General features: G+C 31.5%; 21 protein-coding genes and 2 tRNA genes. 9 read left to right on the top strand and 14 right to left on the bottom strand.

The window, feature by feature from the left end; all coding sequences use genetic code 11:
* Position 1: 1 nt before the first annotated feature.
* The 7 genes from UEQ13_RS01075 to idi form a co-directional block, all read right to left on the bottom strand.
* Complete coding sequence (locus UEQ13_RS01075) at positions 2–457, bottom strand: MarR family winged helix-turn-helix transcriptional regulator (RefSeq protein WP_329804503.1); 456 nt, start codon at positions 455–457, stop codon at positions 2–4.
* 226 nt (positions 458–683) lie between these two features.
* Positions 684–757, bottom strand: a tRNA-Thr gene (locus tag UEQ13_RS01070).
* Between the two features lie 72 nt (positions 758–829).
* Positions 830–903, bottom strand: a tRNA-Thr gene (locus tag UEQ13_RS01065).
* 77 nt (positions 904–980) lie between these two features.
* Positions 981–1,250 carry a hypothetical protein gene (locus tag UEQ13_RS01060; protein ID WP_329804502.1) on the bottom strand — a complete coding sequence of 90 codons (270 nt, stop codon included), beginning with the start codon at positions 1,248–1,250 and terminating at the stop codon, positions 981–983.
* A 57-nt stretch (positions 1,251–1,307) separates the two neighbouring features.
* The gene (locus UEQ13_RS01055) at positions 1,308–2,267 is read right to left on the bottom strand and encodes a type I phosphomannose isomerase catalytic subunit (protein WP_329804501.1); all 960 of its coding nucleotides are present in this window, start codon (positions 2,265–2,267) and stop codon (positions 1,308–1,310) included.
* Positions 2,268–2,678 carry a 6-pyruvoyl trahydropterin synthase family protein gene (locus UEQ13_RS01050; RefSeq protein WP_329804500.1) on the bottom strand — a complete coding sequence of 137 codons (411 nt, stop codon included), beginning with the start codon at positions 2,676–2,678 and terminating at the stop codon, positions 2,268–2,270.
* A gap of 8 nt (positions 2,679–2,686) precedes the next feature.
* Positions 2,687–3,211, bottom strand: a complete 525-nt coding sequence (idi, locus tag UEQ13_RS01045; protein WP_329804499.1) for an isopentenyl-diphosphate Delta-isomerase — start codon at positions 3,209–3,211, stop codon at positions 2,687–2,689.
* Between the two features lie 152 nt (positions 3,212–3,363).
* Between idi and UEQ13_RS01040 the strand changes: the two genes are divergently transcribed.
* From UEQ13_RS01040 to UEQ13_RS01015, 6 genes are read left to right on the top strand one after another with little or no spacing between them, the layout of a single operon-like run.
* Positions 3,364–4,134 (top strand): ParA family protein, encoded by a 771-nt coding sequence (locus UEQ13_RS01040; protein WP_329804498.1) that lies wholly within the window; start codon positions 3,364–3,366, stop codon positions 4,132–4,134.
* Positions 4,134–5,033: a ParB/RepB/Spo0J family partition protein gene (locus UEQ13_RS01035; RefSeq protein WP_329804497.1), complete on the top strand. Its 900-nt coding sequence runs from the start codon at positions 4,134–4,136 to the stop codon at positions 5,031–5,033. Before UEQ13_RS01040 ends, UEQ13_RS01035 begins: the two co-directional genes overlap by 1 nt.
* A gap of 35 nt (positions 5,034–5,068) precedes the next feature.
* The gene (locus tag UEQ13_RS01030) at positions 5,069–5,599 is read left to right on the top strand and encodes a DUF5683 domain-containing protein (protein ID WP_329804496.1); all 531 of its coding nucleotides are present in this window, start codon (positions 5,069–5,071) and stop codon (positions 5,597–5,599) included.
* A 41-nt stretch (positions 5,600–5,640) separates the two neighbouring features.
* Positions 5,641–6,339 carry a 4-hydroxy-tetrahydrodipicolinate reductase gene (gene dapB / locus UEQ13_RS01025; protein WP_329804495.1) on the top strand — a complete coding sequence of 233 codons (699 nt, stop codon included), beginning with the start codon at positions 5,641–5,643 and terminating at the stop codon, positions 6,337–6,339.
* Between the two features lie 50 nt (positions 6,340–6,389).
* Positions 6,390–7,976 carry a signal peptidase I gene (lepB, locus tag UEQ13_RS01020; protein WP_329804494.1) on the top strand — a complete coding sequence of 529 codons (1,587 nt, stop codon included), beginning with the start codon at positions 6,390–6,392 and terminating at the stop codon, positions 7,974–7,976.
* Positions 7,977–8,030: 54 nt separating this feature from the next.
* Entirely contained in the window at positions 8,031–8,648 is a 618-nt protein-coding gene (locus tag UEQ13_RS01015) for a WbqC family protein (protein ID WP_329804493.1), read from the top strand.
* Positions 8,649–8,736: 88 nt separating this feature from the next.
* On the opposite strand, the gene secDF is transcribed toward UEQ13_RS01015, so the two are convergent.
* Together secDF and UEQ13_RS01005 are read right to left on the bottom strand one after the other, a co-directional pair.
* On the bottom strand, positions 8,737–11,706 hold the full coding sequence (secDF, locus tag UEQ13_RS01010) for a protein translocase subunit SecDF (RefSeq protein ID WP_329804492.1): 2,970 nt from the start codon (positions 11,704–11,706) through the stop codon (positions 8,737–8,739).
* Between the two features lie 289 nt (positions 11,707–11,995).
* The gene (locus UEQ13_RS01005; RefSeq protein WP_329804491.1) at positions 11,996–13,252 is read right to left on the bottom strand and encodes an aminotransferase class I/II-fold pyridoxal phosphate-dependent enzyme; all 1,257 of its coding nucleotides are present in this window, start codon (positions 13,250–13,252) and stop codon (positions 11,996–11,998) included.
* Between the two features lie 167 nt (positions 13,253–13,419).
* On the opposite strand from UEQ13_RS01005, the gene UEQ13_RS01000 reads away from it, so the two are divergent.
* Positions 13,420–14,283 (top strand): hydroxymethylglutaryl-CoA lyase, encoded by an 864-nt coding sequence (locus tag UEQ13_RS01000; RefSeq protein WP_329804490.1) that lies wholly within the window; start codon positions 13,420–13,422, stop codon positions 14,281–14,283.
* Here UEQ13_RS01000 and UEQ13_RS00995 read toward each other — a convergent pair.
* Positions 14,267–15,013 carry a hypothetical protein gene (locus UEQ13_RS00995; protein ID WP_329804489.1) on the bottom strand — a complete coding sequence of 249 codons (747 nt, stop codon included), beginning with the start codon at positions 15,011–15,013 and terminating at the stop codon, positions 14,267–14,269. The genes UEQ13_RS01000 and UEQ13_RS00995 overlap by 17 nt on opposite strands.
* A gap of 107 nt (positions 15,014–15,120) precedes the next feature.
* Here UEQ13_RS00995 and guaB point away from each other — a divergent pair, with 107 nt between their 5' ends.
* Positions 15,121–16,593, top strand: coding sequence for an IMP dehydrogenase (gene guaB, locus UEQ13_RS00990; RefSeq protein WP_329804488.1), 1,473 nt, complete (start codon positions 15,121–15,123; stop codon positions 16,591–16,593).
* Positions 16,594–16,665: 72 nt separating this feature from the next.
* On the opposite strand, the gene UEQ13_RS00985 is transcribed toward guaB, so the two are convergent.
* The 4 genes from UEQ13_RS00985 to UEQ13_RS00970 all read right to left on the bottom strand — a co-directional run bounded on the left by UEQ13_RS00985 (position 16,666) and on the right by UEQ13_RS00970 (position 21,358).
* Entirely contained in the window at positions 16,666–17,772 is a 1,107-nt protein-coding gene (locus UEQ13_RS00985) for an alpha/beta hydrolase family protein (protein ID WP_329804487.1), read from the bottom strand.
* A gap of 134 nt (positions 17,773–17,906) precedes the next feature.
* Positions 17,907–19,055, bottom strand: a complete 1,149-nt coding sequence (locus UEQ13_RS00980; RefSeq protein WP_329804486.1) for a helix-turn-helix domain-containing protein — start codon at positions 19,053–19,055, stop codon at positions 17,907–17,909.
* A gap of 145 nt (positions 19,056–19,200) precedes the next feature.
* Complete coding sequence (gene purB / locus UEQ13_RS00975; RefSeq protein WP_329804485.1) at positions 19,201–20,544, bottom strand: adenylosuccinate lyase; 1,344 nt, start codon at positions 20,542–20,544, stop codon at positions 19,201–19,203.
* A gap of 136 nt (positions 20,545–20,680) precedes the next feature.
* Entirely contained in the window at positions 20,681–21,358 is a 678-nt protein-coding gene (locus UEQ13_RS00970; protein ID WP_329804484.1) for an SIR2 family NAD-dependent protein deacylase, read from the bottom strand.
* A 255-nt stretch (positions 21,359–21,613) separates the two neighbouring features.
* On the opposite strand from UEQ13_RS00970, the gene UEQ13_RS00965 reads away from it, so the two are divergent.
* A complete protein-coding gene (locus tag UEQ13_RS00965) occupies positions 21,614–22,288 on the top strand; it encodes a TrmH family RNA methyltransferase (protein WP_329804483.1) in 675 nt (224 codons plus the stop codon).
* Positions 22,289–22,335 lie beyond the last annotated feature (47 nt).

Below are 22,335 nucleotides of genomic sequence, written 5' to 3'. Positions count from 1 at the left end.
TTTACTTGTTTGATATGATATTTTTATCGAAAATTTCTTTCTCTAGAATTTGTTCGTTTATAATTTCGGCCACTTCCATAAAGTTTTGAAGTTGCGCTTCTGTAATTTTAGATTTGATCACTTCATTAAATTGAAGTACGGTTTTTTTTGACAATTCACGTTTAAGTTTTCCTTCTTCTGTAAGAAAGATTAAAACGCCTCTTCCGTCTGCTGGATTTTTTTTACGAACGATTAATCCTCGTTCTTCCATCGACTTTAAAGTTCTTGTTAAACTTGTTGCTTCCATTCCCATTCTTGGACCTAAAGCTGTTGATGGAATACCTTTATCTTTATCAATACTTAACAAAGCAAATCCTGTAGCCATTGTCGCACCATATTTAGCCGCTTCTTCGTTATACATTTTAGCAACAGTTTGCCAAGTATATCTTAAAACGTAATCAATTGTCTTATCTTGCATAGGATTTTTTTTCAAATATAGAAAAAAATACTATGCACGCATAGTATTTGTATAAAATTTTTCATTTATTCTGAAAAAAAATCTGTTTAGTAAAATTACGAAAAAAAAGAAAACGAAAATTATTTAAAAAACAATAAAACGTTAAATTATAAAATGAAGGAAAGTAAATAGAATTTTAGAAATGGTATAAAATAAAAAAAGGCAATCTTTCGATTACCTTTTTTTGAGCCAGTGGAGGGACTCGAACCCACGACCTGCTGATTACAAATCAGCTGCTCTAGCCAGCTGAGCTACACCGGCAAATTGCCTTATATACAATATGAATTTCCTTAAAAAAAGGAAAAAAAGAAATCCTAAGATTACCTTTTTCTGAGCCAGTGGAGGGACTCGAACCCACGACCTGCTGATTACAAATCAGCTGCTCTAGCCAGCTGAGCTACACCGGCGACTCATATTGCAGTGCAAATATAGCCTTGAAATTTTAATTTGCAAAAAAAATAAATGTTTTTTTTTGCCTTTTTTTTTAGTTTAATCCATTCACTTTTGCAACAAATTGATTTGCAGCAACTTCGAATTCTTCTTTAACTAATTTGTAATGTGCTTTTTTATTTTCAACATCTTTTTGGTTAACTTTCACCATTAAAGCATCGAATGCATCGTAGATATCTCCTACTAAAGCCTCAGATGATTCAGTTGGTTTTCCACCAGAAGTCATTTCCCAAATGTATACTATGTTTAAGATATCTCCTAAAACGTAGTTTATTTCTTTTTTCAAGTTTTTAACGCTTGCCATTTTGTTATTTTTAAAAATTATGGTGCAAAAGTAAACAATATATTGATACGCTGCTAATTAAATTGTAATTTCCAGTAGAGAAGTTTCTCCAATAATTTGAAATTCATCCATTATTGCAGGAATTAAAATCGTATCGCCTTTTTGAAATTCTGCTTTAAAATTAGACGTAACTAACGCAAAGTCACCTTCTGTACACATTAAAACTGTGAAAGATTCATTTTTCTTTTTCCAATTGTAATTTCCAGATACTTCCAAAATATTAGTGGTAAAAAAGGGACATGTTACTAAATTAACACTTTCGTTTGTTTCTTTTTGATATTGTACTTTAGTATTGGTTTCCTCGTAATTAATCGCTTCAACTGCTAAATCATTATGCAACTCTCTACCATTACCATCAACATCTACTCTATCCCAATCGTACAATCTATAAGTAATATCGCTTGTTTGTTGGATTTCAGCAATTAAAACTCCAGCTCCAATAGCGTGAACCGTACCGGTTTCTAAGAAAAACGTATCGCCCTTTTTAACAGACGTTTCATTTAAAATACCAACTAAGGTTTTATCTTCTAAATGTATTAAGTAGTCTTTTTTATTAGTTTTATTTTTAAATCCGACAACCAATCTTGCCTTTTCATCGGCTTGCATCACATACCACATTTCGGTTTTACCGAATGAATTGTGTCTTTGTTTGGCTAATTCGTCATTTGGATGTACTTGAATAGACAAATCCTCTTTCGCATCTAAAAACTTAAAAAGCAAAGGGAATTCTAATCCGAATTCCTCAATTGATTTTGAACCTAATAGTTCTGTTGGATATTTTTCGATTAATTCGTTTAAACTTAATCCGGCAAATCCCCCATTAGAAACCACACTAACATCATTAGCAACCGTTGACAATTCCCAACTTTCACCAATATTATTTCCATCAAAAGATTTGTTTAAAATATCTTTCAATTTCGTTCCACCCCAAATTCGTTCTTTAAAAATAGGCTTAAATGTTAATGGATATAACTTCATTTATTCTCCTTTATAAGAAACAAAATTTCGAGGTGTTTCGTATAAAACCACTTCTAAATCTAAATTGACATTAATATGTGTTCTCAATTTTTGCCAAATCACAACACAAATATTTTCAGCTGTTGGATTTAAATTTTCAAAATCTGGAACATCTAAATTTAAATTTTTATGATCGAATGCATCTTCAATGTGTAATTTAATTAAATCTGCTAAAATTTTCACATCTATTACAAAACCTGTTTCTTGATCAATTTCACCGGTAACACTAACTATTAATTCGTAGTTATGCCCATGATAATTTGGATTGTTGCATTTACCAAAAATCGCATCGTTTTTTTCCATAGACCAATCTTTGCGATATAATCTGTGGGCTGCATTAAAATGTGCTTTTCTACTTACTGTTACTTTCATTTGTTTATTTATAAATTTTCATCAAAATGATGATAAAATTCTTCAAAAATTATTTTAAACCAAACGGTATAAATGTCTGGATTGGTAATCATATCATTTTTTATGTCTTCAATTTTCATCCATTTCCAACTTTCCACTTCGTCATCATTTATAACAGGAACATCATTATAATATCCTATCATCACATGATCTAATTCATGTTCTGTTAAACCGTTATCAAAAGGTGCTTTGTAAATAAAATGAAACATTTCCTTTAGCTCTGTTACGAAACCCATTTCTTCGCGAAGACGTCTTGTTCCTGCTTGGATATTTGTTTCATTTTCACGTTGATGACTACAACAAGTGTTCGTCCACAATAAAGGTGAATGGTATTTATGATGCGCGCGTTGTTGCAACATCAATTCCTTTTTATCATTCAAAATAAAAACAGAAAAAGCCCTATGTAACAATGCTTTTTCGTGTGCTTCTAGCTTATTCATTAACCCAATAGGATTGTCATTTGCGTCCACTAAAATAACTTTTTCTTCTACCACTCTGGAAAATTTTAGATGTCAAATTTACAAAAAAAATAATTTTAATAGCAAAGATACACTGAAATAAAGAGTTTAACGCAATGTTAATAAAATTGGGTTGGTTATACCATAAATAATTGTATTTTTACGCTTCGAAAATTTTAAAAGAAAAAATGGGTAAAATCATTGCAATTGCCAATCAAAAGGGTGGTGTAGGAAAAACAACAACTTCAATAAATCTTGCCGCAGCTTTAGGTGTTTTAGAGAAAAAAGTTTTATTAATAGATGCAGATCCGCAAGCTAACGCTAGTTCTGGATTAGGAATTGATGTGGAAACCGTAGAAATTGGAACCTATCAAATATTAGAACATAGTAACAAAGCTGAAGATGGTGTAATTGCTACTACTGCTCCAAATGTTTGGATAATTCCAGCACATATTGACTTAGTTGCCATTGAAATTGAATTGGTTGACAAGGAAAACAGAGAATACATGCTGAAACAAGCATTAAATGACATAAAAGAAGAATACGATTATATTATTATTGATTGCGCACCATCATTAGGTTTGTTAACTTTAAATGCGTTAACCGCTGCTGACAGTGTTGTGATTCCAATTCAATGTGAATATTTTGCATTGGAAGGTTTAGGGAAATTATTGAACACGATAAAAAGTGTACAAAAAATTCACAATCCAGCTTTAGATATTGAAGGCTTACTTTTAACAATGTACGATTCTCGTTTACGTTTATCAAACCAAGTAGTGGAAGAAGTTCAGAAGCATTTTAACAACATGGTATTTACAACCATTATTCAAAGAAACATTAAATTAAGTGAAGCACCAAGTTTCGGTGAAAGCATCATTAATTATGACGCAACCAGTAAAGGCGCAACCAATTACTTAAATTTAGCAGAAGAAATTATCAAGAAAAACAGCACTATATAATGACAAAAGCAGTAAAAAAACCTGTATTAGGAAGAGGATTATCGGCACTTTTAAGTGATCCTTCAAACGATATTAAGTCGGTTGAGGATAAAGGTGCAGATAAAGTTGTAGGAAGCATCATTGAACTTGATATTAATTTTATTGAAATCAATCCGTTTCAACCAAGAACTAATTTCAATGAAGAAACTTTACAAGAATTAGCCAAATCTATCAAAGAAGTTGGTGTAATTCAACCAATTACTGTTAGAAAATTAGAATTTAATAAATACCAATTAATTTCTGGAGAGCGAAGATTACGTGCTTCAAAATTATTAGGACTTTCTACCATTCCGGCATACATCAGATTAGCGAACGATAACGAATCGTTAATCATGGCATTAGTAGAAAATATTCAACGTCACGATTTAGATCCGATTGAAGTTGCTATTTCTTATCAAAGATTAATTGAAGAAGTAAATTTAACTCAGGAAGAAATGAGCGAGCGCGTTGGTAAAAAACGTTCTACTATTACGAACTACTTACGTTTATTAAAATTAGATCCAATCATTCAAACTGGAATGAGAGATGGTTTTATTTCGATGGGACATGGTAGAGCTTTAATTAATATTGAAGATCAAGACGCACAAAGCGATATTTATCATACTGTTGTTACTCAGAATTTATCTGTTAGAGACACAGAAGCTTTAGTGAAAAAATATCAAGAAGGTTTAAAACCAAAAACAGACAAACCAGCTTCAACAAAATCTTTTGAAATCCCTACAGAACAAAAGAAAACTTTTGCTGATTTTTTTGGTACTAAAGTAGATGTGAACGTAGCGGCTAATGGTAAAGGAAAAATTTCTATTCCTTTTCATTCTGAAGAAGACTTTAATAGAATTATGAAATTAATCAACAACTAGTGAAGCAACTTCTTTACATATTTGTTTTTATATTTTTGAGCACACAATTTTCAGTCGCTCAAAAAAAAGAATTAAAAATTGAAACAAAAGAAACTGTAAAAGGCGATATTAATCCATTATCGCCAGCAAAAGCAGCATTTTATTCTGCAATTTTACCAGGATTAGGACAAACGTACAACAAACGTTATTGGAAAATTCCAATCGTTTATGGTGCCATTGGTACCGGAGTTTATTTTATTATTGATAGTAACAAAAAACACAATCAATACAGAAATGAATATAAAAAACGTTTGGCAAATGGCGGTGCAATTGACACTTCTGACCCTACTTATGGCCGTTTAACGACTGAAAGCGTAATTCGAGGTCAAAAATTTTATCAAAAAAACAGAGATTTATCGGTACTTATTACCGCTGGTTTATATATTTTAAATATTGTTGATGCTAATGTTGATGCGCATTTATTGCAATTTAATGTTAATGACGATTTATCTTTAAAACCAGACTTACAAACCAATCCTTATACATACAAACAAGATGTTGGATTTACTTTAACCTATCAATTTTAAAGTCTTTTGTAACATTTTACACAACTCTACAACTAATCAATATGAAGATAGCATTATTAGGTTACGGAAAAATGGGCAAAGTAATTGAAAACATTGCTTTAGAACGCGGACATGAAATTGTTTTAAGAAAAGGAAGTTCTGAAAGTTTTGACGGATTACTGAACGCTGATGTCGCTATTGATTTTAGTGTTCCTACAAGTGCAGTCCATCATATTTCAGAATGTTTAAACCACAATATTCCTGTAATTTCAGGAACTACAGGTTGGTTAGAAAATTACGATGAAATGGTAACTTTATGCCAAGAAAAAAACGGAAGTTTTATTTATGGTTCTAACTTTAGTTTAGGGGTAAATATTTTTTTCGAACTGAATAATTACTTGGCAAAAATGATGAAAAACCTTAAAGACTACAACGTCTCAATGGAAGAAATTCATCACTTACAAAAATTAGACGCGCCAAGTGGAACAGCCATTAGTTTAGCTAAAGGAATTATAGAAAATACAGATTACACCAATTGGACATTAGACAACGCTTCAACGAACGAGATTTATATTGACGCTAAAAGAATAGAAAACATTCCTGGAACACATTCTGTTTTTTACGACAGTAAAGTGGACCAAATTGAAATAAAACATACTGCTCATAGTAGAGAAGGTTTTGCCTTAGGCTCAATAATTGCAGCGGAATGGTTAGTTGGTAAAAAAGGCGTTTTCACTATGAAAGACGTTTTGGGAATATAAGTTAAAAATTTACGATTTACGATTTACAAAATAAATATAGATAAGAAACTATGGAAATGACATCTTGGATTATTACGGTATTAATAATTAGTACTTTACACGGAATATGCACTTGGAAATTATATATAAAAGCTGGTAGAAAAGCTTGGGAAGCATTTGTTCCTGTATATAACGGAATTGTATTAATGCAAATTATAAACCGTCCAAAATGGTGGATGTTTTTAGTATTTTTACCTGTAATCAACTTGTTGATTTTACCTGTAATTTGGATTGAAACACTTCGTACATTCGGTAAGAAAACTACAGCAGATATGTGGTTAGGTGTTGTAACATTAGGATTATATATAGGATATGTAAATTATACACAAGAAGTTTCATACGAAGCGGAACGCGATACAAAACCAGCGACAAAAGCTTTAGATACTTTAGGTTCTTTAACGTTTGCTTTAATTGTAGCTACTTTCGTTCATACATATTTCATTCAACCATTTGTAATTCCATCTTCCTCATTAGAAAAATCTTTATTAATTGGAGATTTCTTATTTGTAAGTAAATTTCATTATGGCGCAAGAACACCGATGACACCAATAGCCGCACCAATGGTTCATGATTCAATTCCTGTAATTAAAAAACTATCTTACTTAAGTAAGCCACAACTTCCTTATTTCAGATTTCCAGCTTTAGAAAAAATAAAAAACAACGACATTGTTGTTTTCAACTGGCCAAGAGATACACTTTCTAACATGTATTTACCTGCCACAGAAAGAATTGACAAACCTCGTGATAAAAAAACAAATTATGTAAAACGTTGTGTAGGAATTGCTGGCGATAGTTTACAAATTAAAAACGGAATTGTTTTTGTAAATGGTAAAGAATTAATTTTACCCGAAAGAGCGAAACCACAATATTCTTACGAAGTTACATATGATATGAATACATCAATTGACTTTGAAGGCATTTTAAAAGAATTAAATGTTACTGATCGTGCTGGTTTTAAAAATGAAACTAGAGATACTTTATTTATTTCTGCTTTAACTTTTGAAGGTGCAGAGAAATTAAAAACAGTTTCAGGAATTAAATCTGTTAATAGAATTATACAAAAAGGTCCAAAAGATGGAGTATTTCCTGATTTCGAAGACGGAAAACCTTCAGTAACCAATGATTGGAATGGAGATAATTTTGGTCCAATTTATATTCCACAAGCTGGAAAAACAGTTGCTTTAAACAAAGAAACTTTACCATTATATAAAATCATTATTACGGAATATGAAGGTAATACTTTAGAAGTTAAAGGCAATGAGATAAAAATTAACGGAAAAGTAGCCAATTCTTACACGTTCAAACAAGATTATTATTGGATGATGGGAGACAACAGACATAATTCGTTAGATGCGCGTTATTTTGGATACACACCAGCTGATCATATTGTAGGTAAACCAATTTTTATTTGGATGAGTTTAGATTGGAATGCAAAAGGTTTATTCAATAAATTTAGAACCGAACGTTTCTTTACAACGGTAAGTGGCGAAGGGCAACCAGAATCTTATTTCAAATATTTCTTAATCCTTTTGGCTGGATATTTTGCTTGGGATTGGTATAGAGGTAAGAAAAAGAAAAAAGAAGCAGATTTACTTTAAATAATTTAAGAGTTGTAATTTAGTTTGCAACTCTTTTTTCATTACAATAGAATTATGAACCAGAATGACATTTTAATTTACCCAACTTATTTTCCATCTATCAGCCATTACATTGCAATGATTGATGCAAAAACGGTTACGTTTGAAGTGGAAGATACGTTTCAAAAACAAACTAATAGAAACCGAATGTACATTTATAGTCCAAACGGAATTCAACTATTAAACATATCAGTGAAGCATGACAGTGCAAACACTAACTTTAAAGACATCAAAATAGACAATCAACATAATTGGCAAAAGAACCATTTTAAATCGTTAGAAGCCGCTTATAAAAACTCTCCGTTTTACGAATATTTTGTGGATGATTTGCGACCCTTATTCGAAAAGAAACACGAATTTATGTTAGACTTGAACTTCGAGATATTTGAATTGGTAAATGAAGCTTTAGGCATTTCTATTCCTTTTGAAAAAACTACAGAATACTTCCATGAAGTTACAGACAAAACCGACTTTCGTTATTTGGTGAATGGTAAAAAAGACAGCACTCAAATTGAACCTTACACTCAAGTTTTTGATGACAAACATGGTTTCATTAATAATTTATCCATTTTAGATCTTTTATTTAATGAAGGAAGATATGCGGTGGATTATTTAAAACAACATAGTTTGTAGATAATTAACTTAGCAGATTTTAAAACATCATAAAAACAAAAATGCCCCGATATGTATCGGGGCATTTTTTATATTCTTAAGTTGTAACTTATGAGTTATGCTCTTGTTCAACGATTGTTTTATCGTATTTAGTCATCGTATCTACTAATACTGGAGTAGCAATAAATAATGATGAATAAGTTCCTACAATAATACCGATTAACATCGCGAAGATGAATCCACGGATTGAATCTCCACCGAAAACAAACATAATAGATAATACTAAAATCATCGTTAATGAAGTATTTAAAGTACGTGATAATGTAGTATTAATCGAATCATTTACAATTTGATTAAAGTTACCATGGTGAGATCTAATTCCTAAGAATTCACGAACTCTATCAAATACAATTACAGTATCATTCATAGAATATCCAATTACAGTAAGAATTGCAGCAATAAAGTGCTGATCAATTTCCATATGGAATGGCATGTATTTGTATAATAAAGAGTAAATTCCTAATACAAAAATAACGTCATGCGCAACAGCAGCAATTGCTCCTAATGAATATTGGTATTTTCTAAATGAAATTACTAAGTATAAACATACTAATAACATGGCTCCTAATACTGCCCAATATGCATTTGTTTTGATATCATCTGCAATTGACGGACCAACTTTCATAGCTTGTAATACACCAATTGTTTTACCTTCTTCAGTATTAGTAAATTGCTGATAAGAAATTGGTTTAGCGAAGAATTTTTTCAATCCTTCATATAATTTTTGATTTACTTCTTTATCAACTTCAACACCTTGTTTGTCAATTTTGTATTTCGTAGTAATTTTCAATTGTTGATCGTTACCAAACGTTTTAGCTTCAGCTTTTTCGAAATACTCAGCAGTTGAAAGTGCATTTGAAACTGCTTCAGAAGAAACTTTTTGGTCAAACTGAACTTGGAATGTTCTTCCTCCTACGAAATCAATTCCTTGATCAAATCCATTTACATAGAATGAAACGAAACTAATAACACAAACTGTTAAAGAGAAGATATACGTAAACTTCTTGATTTTTAAGAAATCGAAGTTGAAACCAGTAAACCAGTTTTTAGTAATATTTGTAGAGAATTGTAAACTTCTACCTTTAGCAATATCTGCATCGATAAAGAAACGAGCGATAAAGATTGAAGTAAATAATGAAGTTAAAATACCAATTAATAAAGTAATGGCAAAACCTCTAATCATTCCTTCACCAAAAATATATAAAATAGATCCAGTTAAAATATGAGTAACGTTCGCATCAATAATAGAACGCATAGCACCTTTCCATCCGAAAGCAGTTTTCACTGCGTCTTCTAATGACAAACCTGCTCTTAATTCTTCTTTTGCTCTTTCATAGATAATAATGTTCGCATCCACTGCAGTACCCATTGTTAATACGATACCAGCAATACCAGGTAATGTTAATACAAAACCAAAGTTAGCCATTGCACCAAACAATAACACTAAGTTTAATAATAAAGCAACGTTTGCATACCATCCAGCTCTTCCGTAATAGAAAACCATCCAGAAAGAAACTAATAATAAACCAATTAATGAAGATAAAATACCGTTATCAATTGCTTCTTGACCTAAAGATGGTCCAACAACAGCTTTTTGTACAATTTCTGCTTTAGCTGGTAATTTACCTGCTCTTAATACGTTTTCTAAATCGGCAGTTTCTTCTAAAGTAAAACTTCCAGAAATTTGAGTTTGTCCTCCAGAAATTGCTGCTTTAGCAGTTGCTGCAGAATATACGATGTTATCTAAAACGATACAAACTTGATTTCCTTTTTTAGCGATATCACCAGTTAATTGTTCCCATTTTCTAGAACCAACTGGATTCATTTGCATACTTACTGCTGGTTTACCAAATTGGTCAAAATCAGCACTAGCATCTGTAACAGCACCACCTAATAATGGAGCAATACCATCAGAAGTACCTTTTAAGATGTATAATTCAACAATATCACCTAATTTTTCATTTGTTTTTCCCCAAGCAAATTTTGCATAAGATGCAGTTGCTGGTAATAAAGCTCTAATATCAGCTCTTTTTAAATAAGAGTTAATTCTAGCAGTATCTTTTACATTATAAGCATACAATCCAGAAGGACCAGAGATAGCTTTTTCAAATAATGGTCCTAAATCTTGCGCTTGTTTTTTAGCCGGGTTTTTTCCGTCAGCTAATAAATCGTTTACTTTTGCTTTTGAATCTAAAGCTTTAGTAGTGTCAACTGCAACATCTTTAGTAGCAACTTTTTTATCTGTAACTTTTAAAGCTTCGTTGGCAGCAGTAAAGAAATTACCTAATTCTTCTGGTCTTAATGTTTCCCAGAATTCTAATTGTGCTGTACTAGATAATAATTTCTCAACTCTATCTAAATCTTTCGCACCTGGTAATTCTACTAAAATTCTTCCAGTTTCACCAATTTTTTGGATGTTTGGTTGCGCTACTCCGAATTTATCGATACGTTTTGTTAGCACTTTATAAGCACTTTCAATAGATTCCGCAACTTTTCTTTTTAAGATTACTTTTACCTGATCATCAGACATGTTTAACTGAATTTCATCAGATAAATTTCTATTGTAAAACACTTCAGGTGAAGCTAATTTTAAAGTTCCTTTAGATTCTGTATTGAAAGCATCAAAAAAGGCATCTAAATAATCTTGATTTCCTTTTCTTTCTTCAGTAGCTCTAGTTAAAGCTCTATTGAAAGTTGGATCATTAGAATTGTTAGATAAAGTTTTTAAAACGTCTTTAACAGAAACTTCAAGAGTTACGTTAATACCACCTTCTAAATCTAACCCTTTGTTGATTTGTTGTTTTTCTATTTCCTCATAAGTAAAGCTAGCAAAACCTAAGTTTAAAACTTCTTTTTTCTTTAATGATTTTAAATAGTTTAATTCTTTCTGAGAATCTCCTTTCGCAAACTCTTTCGCATCTTTTACAATTCCGTTAGCAACAAACGTAAATGAAAGTTGATAGATACAAGCAATCGTAAAAATGATTGCGAAGAATTTAATTAGTCCTTTGTTTTGCATTATAGTTAATTTTAGTTATTTTCTTTAAAAACGGACAAATATATCATTTCATAAAGGATAAAACAATTTTATTTTAGTCAAAAATTTATTTTTTATTAATATTTAATCAACTTTTTTGTTAATTAATTAATTTTTAAGCTTTAAGACACCGTTAAGACATTTAAATTAATTTAATATTTATTTTCCTCGATTTGAATTCAAGCCTATTTTAAACCTAAAAAGAACAAAGAAGACAAAAAAAAAGCGCTGAAATAGTTCAGCGCTTTTTAAAATTTATCGTTTACAACTTTTACTTATCAGTAATCGTAGATTCTGCAATTTTTTTATACGTTCCATTCTCTAATTTCTCACGAATAGCTTCAAAAGCAGTTAATGTTTCATCAATATCTTCTAAAGTATGTGTTGTTGTAGGAATCATTCTTAATAAAATCATCCCTTTTGGAATTACTGGATATACTACGATTGATAAGAAAACACCATAGTTTTCTCTTAAATCGTTAACCATAATCATCGCTTCCGGGATACTTCCTTCTAAATAAACTGGAGTAATACACGTATTTGTATCTCCAATATTAAATCCTTTTTCTTTTAATCCGTTTTGTAACGCATTAACATTCACCCAAAGTTTGTCTTTAATTTCAGACGAATTACGCAACAACTCTAAACGTTTTAATGAACCAATAGTTTGAATCATTGGTAACGCTTTTGCGAACATTTGAGAACGTAAATTATATTTTAAATAATCGATAATGTCTTTATCAGCAGCTACGAAAGCTCCAATATTTGCCATCGATTTTGCAAAAGTTGAAAAATAAACATCAATTCCGTCTTGACAACCTTGCTCCTCACCTGCTCCAGCTCCAGTTTTACCTAAAGTTCCGAAACCATGTGCATCATCAACTAACAAACGGAAATTGTATTTTTTCTTCATTTCTACAATTTCTTTCAACTTACCTTGTTGACCACGCATTCCAAAAACTCCTTCTGTAATGAACAAAATACCACCACCAGTTTCAGTAGCTAATTTTGTAGCACGTTGTAAGTTTTTTTCCATACTTTCAATGTCATTATGACGGTATGTAAAACGTTTACCCATATGCAAACGAACACCATCAATGATACAAGCATGTGCATCAACATCATACACAATTACATCGTTTTTTGTAACCAAAGCATCAATAGTTGATAAAATCCCTTGGTAACCAAAATTTAATAAGTAAGCCGATTCTTTCATTACGAAAGCCGCTAATTCTCTTTCTAATTGTTCGTGAGCATCAGTATGACCACTCATCATACGAGCACCCATTGGATAAGCTGCACCATATTGCGCTGCCGCTTCTGTATCTGCTTTACGAACTTCTGGATGATTGGCTAAACCTAAATAGTCATTCAAACTCCAGTTTAATATATTTTTTCCTTGAAATTGCATTCTTGGACCTAATTCACCTTCCAATTTAGGAAACACGAAATATCCTTCTGCTTGTGAAGCCCATTTTCCTAATGGCCCTTTATTTTGCTGTATTCTTTCAAATAAATCTTTAACCATAATACTATACTTAATTTGTGGTGCAAAAGTATAAATAAAAAAACGTTTTTTATAATTTTTTTTATGGAGTCCCCTCAAACCCATTTTATTAAGTTTTAAACTATAATCTATACATTTGAAAAAACATATTTGCAGAAAATAAAGTTTTACTTATCTTTGACATTCATATGAAAGCAATTAAAATTATCGAGTGTCCGCGCGATGCTATGCAAGGCATCAAAACTTTTATTCCAACTGAAAAAAAAGTACAATATATTCAATCGTTATTACGAGTTGGGTTTGATACTATTGATTTCGGAAGTTTTGTGTCGCCAAAAGCCATTCCACAAATGCAGGATACTGCTGAAGTTTTAGCACAATTAGATTTATCGCAAACTACAAGCAAATTATTAGCTATTATTGCTAATACTCAAGGTGCAGAAATAGCTTCTAAACACAAGGAAATTCAATATTTAGGTTTTCCTTTTTCTATTTCAGAAAATTTTCAAATGCGAAACACGCACAAAACCATTGCCGAAGCCTTAATTAGTTTACAAGAAATTTTAGAAATCGCAGATAAATCGAATAAAGAAGTTGTTACCTATATTTCTATGGGATTTGGAAATCCATACGGCGACCCTTATAATGTAGAAATTGTTGGAGAGTGGACAGAAAAATTAGCTAATATGGGTGTGAAAATTTTATCACTTTCCGATACGATTGGATCTTCTACACCGGAAACGATTGATTATTTATTCCGAAATTTAATTCCAAAATACCCTAATATCGAATTTGGCGCACATTTACATACTACTCCAGACACTTGGTTCGAAAAAGTAGATGCGGCTTACAAAGCTGGATGTCTTAGATTTGATGGTGCAATAAAAGGTTATGGAGGTTGTCCGATGGCAAAAGACGACTTAACTGGAAACATGCCAACTGAAAAATTATTGTCTTATTTCACAGCAGAAAAAGCTAATACAAATTGTCATCCAATTAGCTTTGAAAGCGCTTATAACGAAGCTTTAAAAATCTTTAACGCTTACCACTAGTAAAGTTAACAATGGTAAATATATCTTTCAACTCTTTTCTTTTGCTTAATTTTTGCGGATTTACAAACAGATAAAACGCAAACAATACTGACAAGATAATAGATACAAATATTTTTCCTGCAATATTTCCTATCATTAATTCAGTATAATTAACTTCTGAATAAAAATTCAAAGTATAAAACAAAATTGAATCTAAAACCGAAGTAATTATACTCGCACCTAAAAACTGAATGAAATAATTTTCATGAAATTTAGACTCTAAATATCTATAAACAATGATTATAAATATCATATCTAAATACAACAATACAATTCCCGAAAAAAACAGACTTATATCAAAGTTGAAAATCTCCGCTAAAAAAGTAGTGTTTTTAGAATAACTATCTGTTAAGATTTGCTCCAAAGAAATATAAGATAAAAAAACTAGAATGATATTACTAAAAACTATTCCATAAATTGCACTTCGCACTCTAATAATACTTTCATTTCTAAAAATCAGTATAATCGCAAATAAAGTTGAAATAAAAATCAAGGTTGAACCAGGCGAAAACAGAAAAAAATCGAAATACAAATTATAGACATTTCCAGAAAGTATCGTTTGAAAAAACTGCATAGTTCCTAAAAAAACGAACAACAATCCTATTCCAAAATGTTTCTTAGACGCATGTAAACCTAATATCATCAACCCGACAATTAAAGTTTCTAAAAGAAAATATATAAAAGTATCCATTTCACAAATATAATTATTTATCTCAGTTAACAATTATTTAGTATAAAAATGATTGATAATTAGTGTTTTTTTACTAAATTTGCACGCAATTTAACTACAATTGCAGCATGAAAGCACACAGCTCAAAAATCATTGGAGAAGGACTAACGTATGACGATGTTCTTCTAATTCCAAATTATTCCGAAATACTTCCAAGAGAAGTTTCTATTCAATCAAAATTCAGTAAAAACATTACCTTAAACACGCCTATTGTTTCCGCAGCAATGGACACGGTTACAGAAAGCGCTATGGCAATTGCTATGGCTCAAGAAGGTGGAATTGGAGTTTTACACAAAAATATGACTATTGCACAACAAGCTGCTGAAGTTAGAAAAGTGAAACGTGCTGAAAGCGGGATGATTATCGATCCTGTAACTTTACCATTGACTGCAAATGTTGGTGATGCTAAAAATGCCATGAGAGAATTCGGTATTGGCGGAATTCCAGTTGTAGATACAAATGGTGTTTTAAAAGGAATTGTTACCAATAGAGATTTGCGTTTTGAAAAAGAAAACAGCAGAATCATCACAGAAGTAATGACTTCTGAAAAATTAGTAACTGCTGGAAAAGGAACTACTTTAGCTGCTGCCGAAGAAATACTACAAGAAAGTAAAATTGAAAAACTACCTGTTGTGGATGCCGATTTTAAATTAATTGGCTTAATCACTTTTAGAGATATTACGAAATTAACTCAAAAACCAAACGCCAACAAAGATAAATTTGGACGTTTACGTGTTGCAGCCGCTTTAGGCGTTACAGGTGATGTTTTAGAACGTTGCGAAGCTTTAGTAAACGCTGGAGTTGACGCTGTGATTATCGATACAGCTCACGGACATACGAAAGGTGTGGTTGATGTATTGAAACAAGTTAAAACAAAATTCCCAGAAATTGATGTAGTAGTTGGAAACATTGCTACTCCAGAGGCTGCTTTATATTTAGCTGAAAATGGTGCTGATGCGGTAAAAGTTGGAATTGGACCTGGTTCAATTTGTACAACACGTGTTGTAGCAGGTGTTGGTTTTCCTCAATTTTCTGCAGTATTAGAAGTTGCTGCTGCTTTAGAAGGAACTGGAATCCCAGTAATTGCTGATGGTGGTGTTCGTTATACAGGAGATATTCCAAAAGCATTAGCTGCTGGAGCATCGTGTGTAATGTTAGGTTCGATGTTAGCAGGAACGAAAGAATCTCCAGGTGAAACTATTATTTTTGAAGGAAGAAAATTCAAATCATATAGAGGAATGGGCTCTGTGGAAGCGATGAAAGAAGGTTCTAAAGACAGATACTTCCAAGATGTGGAAGATGATGTTAAAAAATTAGTTCCAGAAGGAATTGTAGGTCGTGTACCTTATAAAGGAGAATTAAACGAAAGCATGCAACAATTCATTGGTGGACTTCGTGCCGGAATGGGTTATTGCGGTGCTAAAAACATAGAAACTTTACAAGCCACTAGCAGATTTGTAAGATTAACATCAAGTGGAATTAGCGAAAGCCACCCACATAATGTTACGATAACTAAAGAAGCTCCGAATTACTCGAGATAATTTCAGCATTCAGTCTCAGTTTTCAAATAAAAAAAAATCCATTCCCATATCGGAATGGATTTTTTATGCAAATTACTCCGTTTTTATACTCTTAAAAATTTTATATTGTGTTTCTACAACGGTTTCATTAAAACCATGAGCCGCATTTGGTAATAAATAATATTCCTTTTTAGGCGCTTTAATTTTTTCGAAATATTCTTTTGACTTTTCTTTAGGCGTCATAATATCTTCATTTCCTTGAATGAAATAAACCGGAATTTTAAAATCTAAATTGTCTTTTAAAAAATTAATATTCGCACTCATAGATTGCACTCCCAACTTCTCATCTCCCACATAATTTACAAACGAATAATCATCTCCATCTGCTCTGTTTTTATTGTCAATATCATTATCATATGTTGCAGAAAGTTGAAACCAATTACTTGGTGCAGGCGTAGAATTCATTCTTTCGTATTTCTTTAAAACTCTAAAAAGCAAACCAACATTTTTCGCTCTGCTATAAGGCGGTTTACCAATACTATTTAATAGTTCCAAAGCTTCTTTATCCTTTTTCTCTTCAGCCATTTTATAAATCTTAGTATAAAATTCTACATCAATATTTGGAGTAACAATTTGAGAATGTCCCACATAAGCAAAAAAAAGTTCTGGTTGTTTTGTGACTATTTTCACACCAAGTGCAGAACCCCAAGAAGTACCAAAAAGAATGATTTTTTGTTTATCTAAATACTTTAAAAGGTATTTGGACACCTCAACTCCGTCTTTAGCCATTTGTTCAAGAGTTAATGGATTCGCTTGTAAATATTCTGGTGTAAGTTCTTCTGGTGGCGAATTTTGTCCATATGTTCTTCCTGTTCCGCGCTGATCCCATTGCACAATAATAAAATCCTTTTCCAAATCTTTATACATCACATCTACATATGGACTAATTGGACTTCCTGGTCCACCATGAATAAATAAAATAATCGGTTTTGAAGGATTTCCTTTTATAGTAATCCATTGTTCAATACCATTTATTAAAACGAATTTTTCTTCAGAAATAGGTTTTTCTAATTTCGAATTGTGTTGAATTGTTTCAGTTTTTGGATTTACAGTTAATAACGAAACTTCGCTATTGTCAGCATTTTTTAATTGGGCTAAACCTAAGAAAGGCAATAAAATAAATAAAGATGTAATTTTCATGATTCAAATTTTTAGTGGTTCGTAATAATTTGAAGCAAAATTGCGTGATTAGTTTTACGTTGGCGACCGAATGAAAAAAGTCGAACCCATTTTAAATGATAAAATGAGTTCGACTTTTTACAAAACCCTAATATTTAAGACTTTCTAAACTCAGTTGGTGTTTGATTGGTATGTTTTTTAAAAGCAGTATTGAACGACGATTTAGAATTAAAACCGACTTCATACAAAATTTCTAAAACAGTAACCTTACTTTTTGAGGCGTCTTTTAAAATTTCTTTGGCTTTAACGATTCTATATTCATTAATAAAATCAAAAAAGTGCTTGTTCATGTGATGGTTAATCAAAATGGATAAATCACGAACTGAAATATTAACTTGTTTAGATAATTCTTGAATGGTTAATGATGGTTCGAGATAAGATTCGTTTTCGGAAACATATTTTTTTACTTTTTCTATTTGAGAAATAATTTCTGGAGATTTTGAACTTCCAGATAAATCTTCCTTAACAAAAACATCCTTTTTATTTAGTGCTTCATTTACCGACAACATAGTTGAATCGACACCTTTAAAAAGTTCTGGATTATTTAAAGCTTTCAAAACAAACCAACAACTTATAAATAAAGCAACAATTCCGATGATTACATTGGAACCATTTAATAATGCATTATAATCCGTATATCTAATTAACGATTTAAAGAAAACAACAGAATGTGCTAATAAAAACAGAACCGTCATTTGAAACAACCATTTGTAAGAAGAATTATCCGAATTGGTGAAATTCTCGAAGTAAGTTTCTTTGTACGTTTTCAAAATTCTAAAAATTAAAACGATATAAAAAACGTATTGAATTTCAACTAAAACATAAAAAAATCTAATTTCTGTCATTTGTTTAAAATGCTCAAAACCATAATTGCTTTGGATTTCGTTTGCGAAATAAAACCTTGGAATTAGTACTAAATTAGCTATTACAAAAGGAAGTAGCAGTAGTAAATCTTTTGGTTTCAATTTAAAATCTGAATAACAAACTAACTTAACGTACAAGTAAAAAACTGGCATTATTAACAAACTCGTTGTCATTCTAAAAACTTCAAAACTCAAAGTACTAGTAAAATAATTATCAGAAAAAAAACTACTTAAATCAAAAGCAGAAAGCAACAAGAATAAAGCAAAAAGTCTATTTTTTAATTTACTTTTTGTTGGAACGGTTAGCAAGAAAAAGGCAAAAAGAAGTATTACAAAAACAGTAATTAAAGCAATTATATTTAAAAAAATGAATTTATCCATTTGTTTTTTTTTGCTAATTTAATGATTATATTCACAAATATGCTTTTGAGTTATAATTCGTTTTTGAAACCTTTTAAGTTAGAAAAAAAAATCCTGCCAAAATGAATTAGCAGGATTTCAATTTTCTTTATTCTGAATGACAAAATTAAATCCCCAAATAATTACTTGGCGTAATTACTTTTAATTCTGATTTAATATCGTCAGAAACATTCAAGGTTTCAATAAACGCATGAATCGAATCTTTATTGATAACTGTATTCGTTCTAGTCAAATCTTTTAACGCTTCGTATGGATTTGGATACCCTTCTCTACGTAAGATTGTTTGAATCGCTTCTGCAACAACTGCCCAGTTTTTCTCTAAATCTTCCGCGAATTTTGATTCGTTTAATAACAATTTATTCAATCCTTTTAATGTCGCTTCAAAAGCAATAAGTGTATGTCCGATTGGCACACCAATATTTCGTAAAACCGTACTATCTGTTAAGTCACGTTGTAATCTTGATAAAGGTAATTTCGCAGATAAATGTTCGAAAATCGCATTCGCAATTCCTAAATTTCCTTCTGAGTTTTCGAAATCAATTGGATTGACTTTATGTGGCATTGCTGAGGAACCGATTTCTCCTGCTTTAATTTTTTGCTTGAAATAATCCATAGAAACGTAAGTCCAAATATCTCTGTCTAAATCGATTACTATCGTATTGATACGCTTTAAAGCATCGAAATACGCTGCAAAATGATCGTAATGTTCAATTTGTGTTGTTGGAAATGAATGACGTAACCCTAAAGTTTCTTCTACAAATTTTGAACCGAAAGCTTTCCAATCGTGGTTTGGATAGGCGACTTTGTGTGCGTTATAATTTCCTGTAGCACCACCAAATTTAGCCGCAAAAGGAACATTGAATAACAAACGCATTTGCTCTTCAATTCGTTCAACGAAAACTAAAATTTCTTTTCCTAAACGTGTTGGCGAAGCAGGTTGTCCGTGTGTACGAGCCAATAATGGAATATCCTTCCATTCTGTAGCCAACTCTTTTAATTTTTGTACAATTGCAATTAAACTTGGTAAATATACATTTTCAAAAGCTTCTTTTGCAGAAAGTGGAATCGCAGTATTATTGATATCTTGAGACGTTAATCCGAAGTGGATGAATTCTTTAAAGGCTTCTAATCCGAATTCGTCAAATTTCTTTTTGATAAAATATTCAACCGCTTTTACATCGTGATTGGTTGTTTTTTCTGTTTCTTTAATCCAAAGTGCATCTTCAGTAGAAAAATTTTCATAAATACCTCTCAATTTTCCGAAAAGGTTCTTATCTACACCTTGTAATTGCGGTACATTATATTCGCACATGGCAATAAAATATTCTACCTCAACTAAAACTCTATATTTAATTAAAGCTTCTTCAGAAAAATAAGCGGATAACGATTTGGTTTTACCTCTGTAACGACCATCAATTGGCGATACGGCATTTAATTCAGTTAGTTGCATGATGTTGTGTTGTTATTTAAGGCGCAAATTTAGTAATTAGTGATTAGTTATCTGTAATTAGTTTGGAGTTTTTTTAAAACACAGATTGAAAAAATTATATTAATTAGTGAAATTTCTCTAATCTGTGTTCTGCTACTTATAATTTCTTTTTCAAAATCTCCATGCCTTCACTGGCACTCATGGGTAAAACTTCTAACGGATTAGCTAAATCGTAAATAGTTGCTGGATTCGGATCGATATAATAAACTGGAACGTGAGATTTCGCATAATGCATCAAACCCGCCGCAGGATAAACTTGTAAAGACGTTCCGATGATAATCACAACATCGGCAGTTTGCATATGTGGAATCGCTAAATCTATTGCAGGAACTTGTTCACCAAACCATACGATATCTGGACGTAATTGTTCTGCATTTTCGTTAACATCACCCAAATGAATATCAGTTTCCCAATAAATACTTTCATTTTCTGAAAACTCACCACGCACTTTTACTAATTCGCCATGCAAATGCAAAATGTTTGTACTTCCAGCACGTTCATGTAAATTATCTACGTTTTGAGTAATAATTTGAACGTTGAAATTTTGTTCTAACTCGGCTAAAATTTCATGACCTTTATTAGGCTGAACTTCTTTCAATTGCGCACGGCGTTTGTTGTAAAAATCCAAAACCAACGCGGGGTTATTCTTCCAACCTATTGGCGAAGCAACTTCCATAATATCGTGATTTTCCCAAAGTCCGTTCGAATCTCTAAAAGTAGAAATTCCGCTTTCTGCACTCATTCCTGCTCCTGTTAAAACTACTATTTTTTTCATAAATGTAAAATTTATTTATTAGCGGTCATTTATGGTATCGCTTTATTTTCATTGGTGTTTGCTTACACAAACTTGTTGTTAATTGCGATTTCATATTCTTTATTTGAAGCTATTTCCCGCTATCCGCTATATCTTTTTATTTTATTCTCTTCGAAAGTACTTCAAAAAACTCAGAGTAAAATCGCAACTAACAAAATAAAAAGGATGCCGCTACTATCGGGGCTAATTTTTTATATTTGCAGTAAATTTAAGAAAATGCCAAAAAACAAACTCGCTTTATTAGAATATTTAGAGAACTTCATGTCTGAAAACAGAAAAAACAGATTTATAGATGTCTTAAAAAACAGAACCAATCATTTTACGATTGCTATGGAAGATGTGTTTCAATTACACAACACCAGTGCGGTAATGCGTAGTTGTGAGGTTTTTGGAATTCAGAATTTACATATTGTAGAGCAACGTTACGGAAAAGCAATTGACAAACAAATTGCCATGGGTGCCGAAAAATGGGTAGATATCAATCAGCATCACGACATGAAAAGTTGTATTGCGAGTTTAAGAGCACAAGGTTATCAAATTATTGCTACTACACCACATAACGAATCTTGCATGTTAGATGAATTTGACGTGACTAAAAAATCAGCGATATTTTTCGGAACTGAGATTGATGGACTTTCTGAAGAAGTAATGAAAGAAGCAGATGGTTTTATTAAAATTCCGATGGTTGGTTTTACCGAAAGTTTAAACATTTCTGTATCGGCAGCTTTAGTGATTCAGGACATAACGAATAGAATGCGTCATACAGATATTGCTTGGCAATTAACCGAAGATGAAGTATTAGAAAAACGTTTAGATTGGACCAGAAAAACGATTAAAGATATTGATTATATTGAGAAGCAGTTTGTGGAAGAAGAGTCAAGTAAAAAGTAAAAAGAACCAAGTAAAAAGTAAAAAGAGCCAAGTAAAAATATACTGAC

The sequence above is a fragment of the Flavobacterium facile genome (assembly GCF_036321945.1).
In the GTDB taxonomy this organism is placed as follows: domain Bacteria; phylum Bacteroidota; class Bacteroidia; order Flavobacteriales; family Flavobacteriaceae; genus Flavobacterium; species Flavobacterium facile.
Note: the sequence above shows the minus strand (reverse complement) of the source record. Positions and strands in the feature narration are given on the sequence as shown.

What these genes read in the sequence shown, in the direction of transcription:
- UEQ13_RS01060 (WP_329804502.1), bottom strand. Translation starts at nt 1,250, where the DNA reads ATGGCAAGCGTTAAAAACTTGAAAAAAGAAATAAACTACGTTTTAGGA.
- UEQ13_RS01055 (WP_329804501.1), bottom strand. Translation starts at nt 2,267, where the DNA reads ATGAAGTTATATCCATTAACATTTAAGCCTATTTTTAAAGAACGAATT.
- UEQ13_RS01040 (WP_329804498.1), top strand. Translation starts at nt 3,364, where the DNA reads ATGGGTAAAATCATTGCAATTGCCAATCAAAAGGGTGGTGTAGGAAAA.
- purB (WP_329804485.1), bottom strand. Translation starts at nt 20,544, where the DNA reads ATGCAACTAACTGAATTAAATGCCGTATCGCCAATTGATGGTCGTTAC.
- UEQ13_RS01005 (WP_329804491.1), bottom strand. Translation starts at nt 13,252, where the DNA reads ATGGTTAAAGATTTATTTGAAAGAATACAGCAAAATAAAGGGCCATTA.
- UEQ13_RS00965 (WP_329804483.1), top strand. Translation starts at nt 21,614, where the DNA reads ATGCCAAAAAACAAACTCGCTTTATTAGAATATTTAGAGAACTTCATG.
- lepB (WP_329804494.1), top strand. Translation starts at nt 6,390, where the DNA reads ATGGAAATGACATCTTGGATTATTACGGTATTAATAATTAGTACTTTA.
- UEQ13_RS00985 (WP_329804487.1), bottom strand. Translation starts at nt 17,772, where the DNA reads ATGAAAATTACATCTTTATTTATTTTATTGCCTTTCTTAGGTTTAGCC.
- UEQ13_RS01035 (WP_329804497.1), top strand. Translation starts at nt 4,134, where the DNA reads ATGACAAAAGCAGTAAAAAAACCTGTATTAGGAAGAGGATTATCGGCA.
- UEQ13_RS00970 (WP_329804484.1), bottom strand. Translation starts at nt 21,358, where the DNA reads ATGAAAAAAATAGTAGTTTTAACAGGAGCAGGAATGAGTGCAGAAAGC.
- UEQ13_RS01050 (WP_329804500.1), bottom strand. Translation starts at nt 2,678, where the DNA reads ATGAAAGTAACAGTAAGTAGAAAAGCACATTTTAATGCAGCCCACAGA.
- secDF (WP_329804492.1), bottom strand. Translation starts at nt 11,706, where the DNA reads ATGCAAAACAAAGGACTAATTAAATTCTTCGCAATCATTTTTACGATT.
- UEQ13_RS01000 (WP_329804490.1), top strand. Translation starts at nt 13,420, where the DNA reads ATGAAAGCAATTAAAATTATCGAGTGTCCGCGCGATGCTATGCAAGGC.
- dapB (WP_329804495.1), top strand. Translation starts at nt 5,641, where the DNA reads ATGAAGATAGCATTATTAGGTTACGGAAAAATGGGCAAAGTAATTGAA.
- UEQ13_RS01075 (WP_329804503.1), bottom strand. Translation starts at nt 457, where the DNA reads ATGCAAGATAAGACAATTGATTACGTTTTAAGATATACTTGGCAAACT.
- UEQ13_RS00980 (WP_329804486.1), bottom strand. Translation starts at nt 19,055, where the DNA reads ATGGATAAATTCATTTTTTTAAATATAATTGCTTTAATTACTGTTTTT.
- guaB (WP_329804488.1), top strand. Translation starts at nt 15,121, where the DNA reads ATGAAAGCACACAGCTCAAAAATCATTGGAGAAGGACTAACGTATGAC.
- UEQ13_RS01015 (WP_329804493.1), top strand. Translation starts at nt 8,031, where the DNA reads ATGAACCAGAATGACATTTTAATTTACCCAACTTATTTTCCATCTATC.
- UEQ13_RS00995 (WP_329804489.1), bottom strand. Translation starts at nt 15,013, where the DNA reads ATGGATACTTTTATATATTTTCTTTTAGAAACTTTAATTGTCGGGTTG.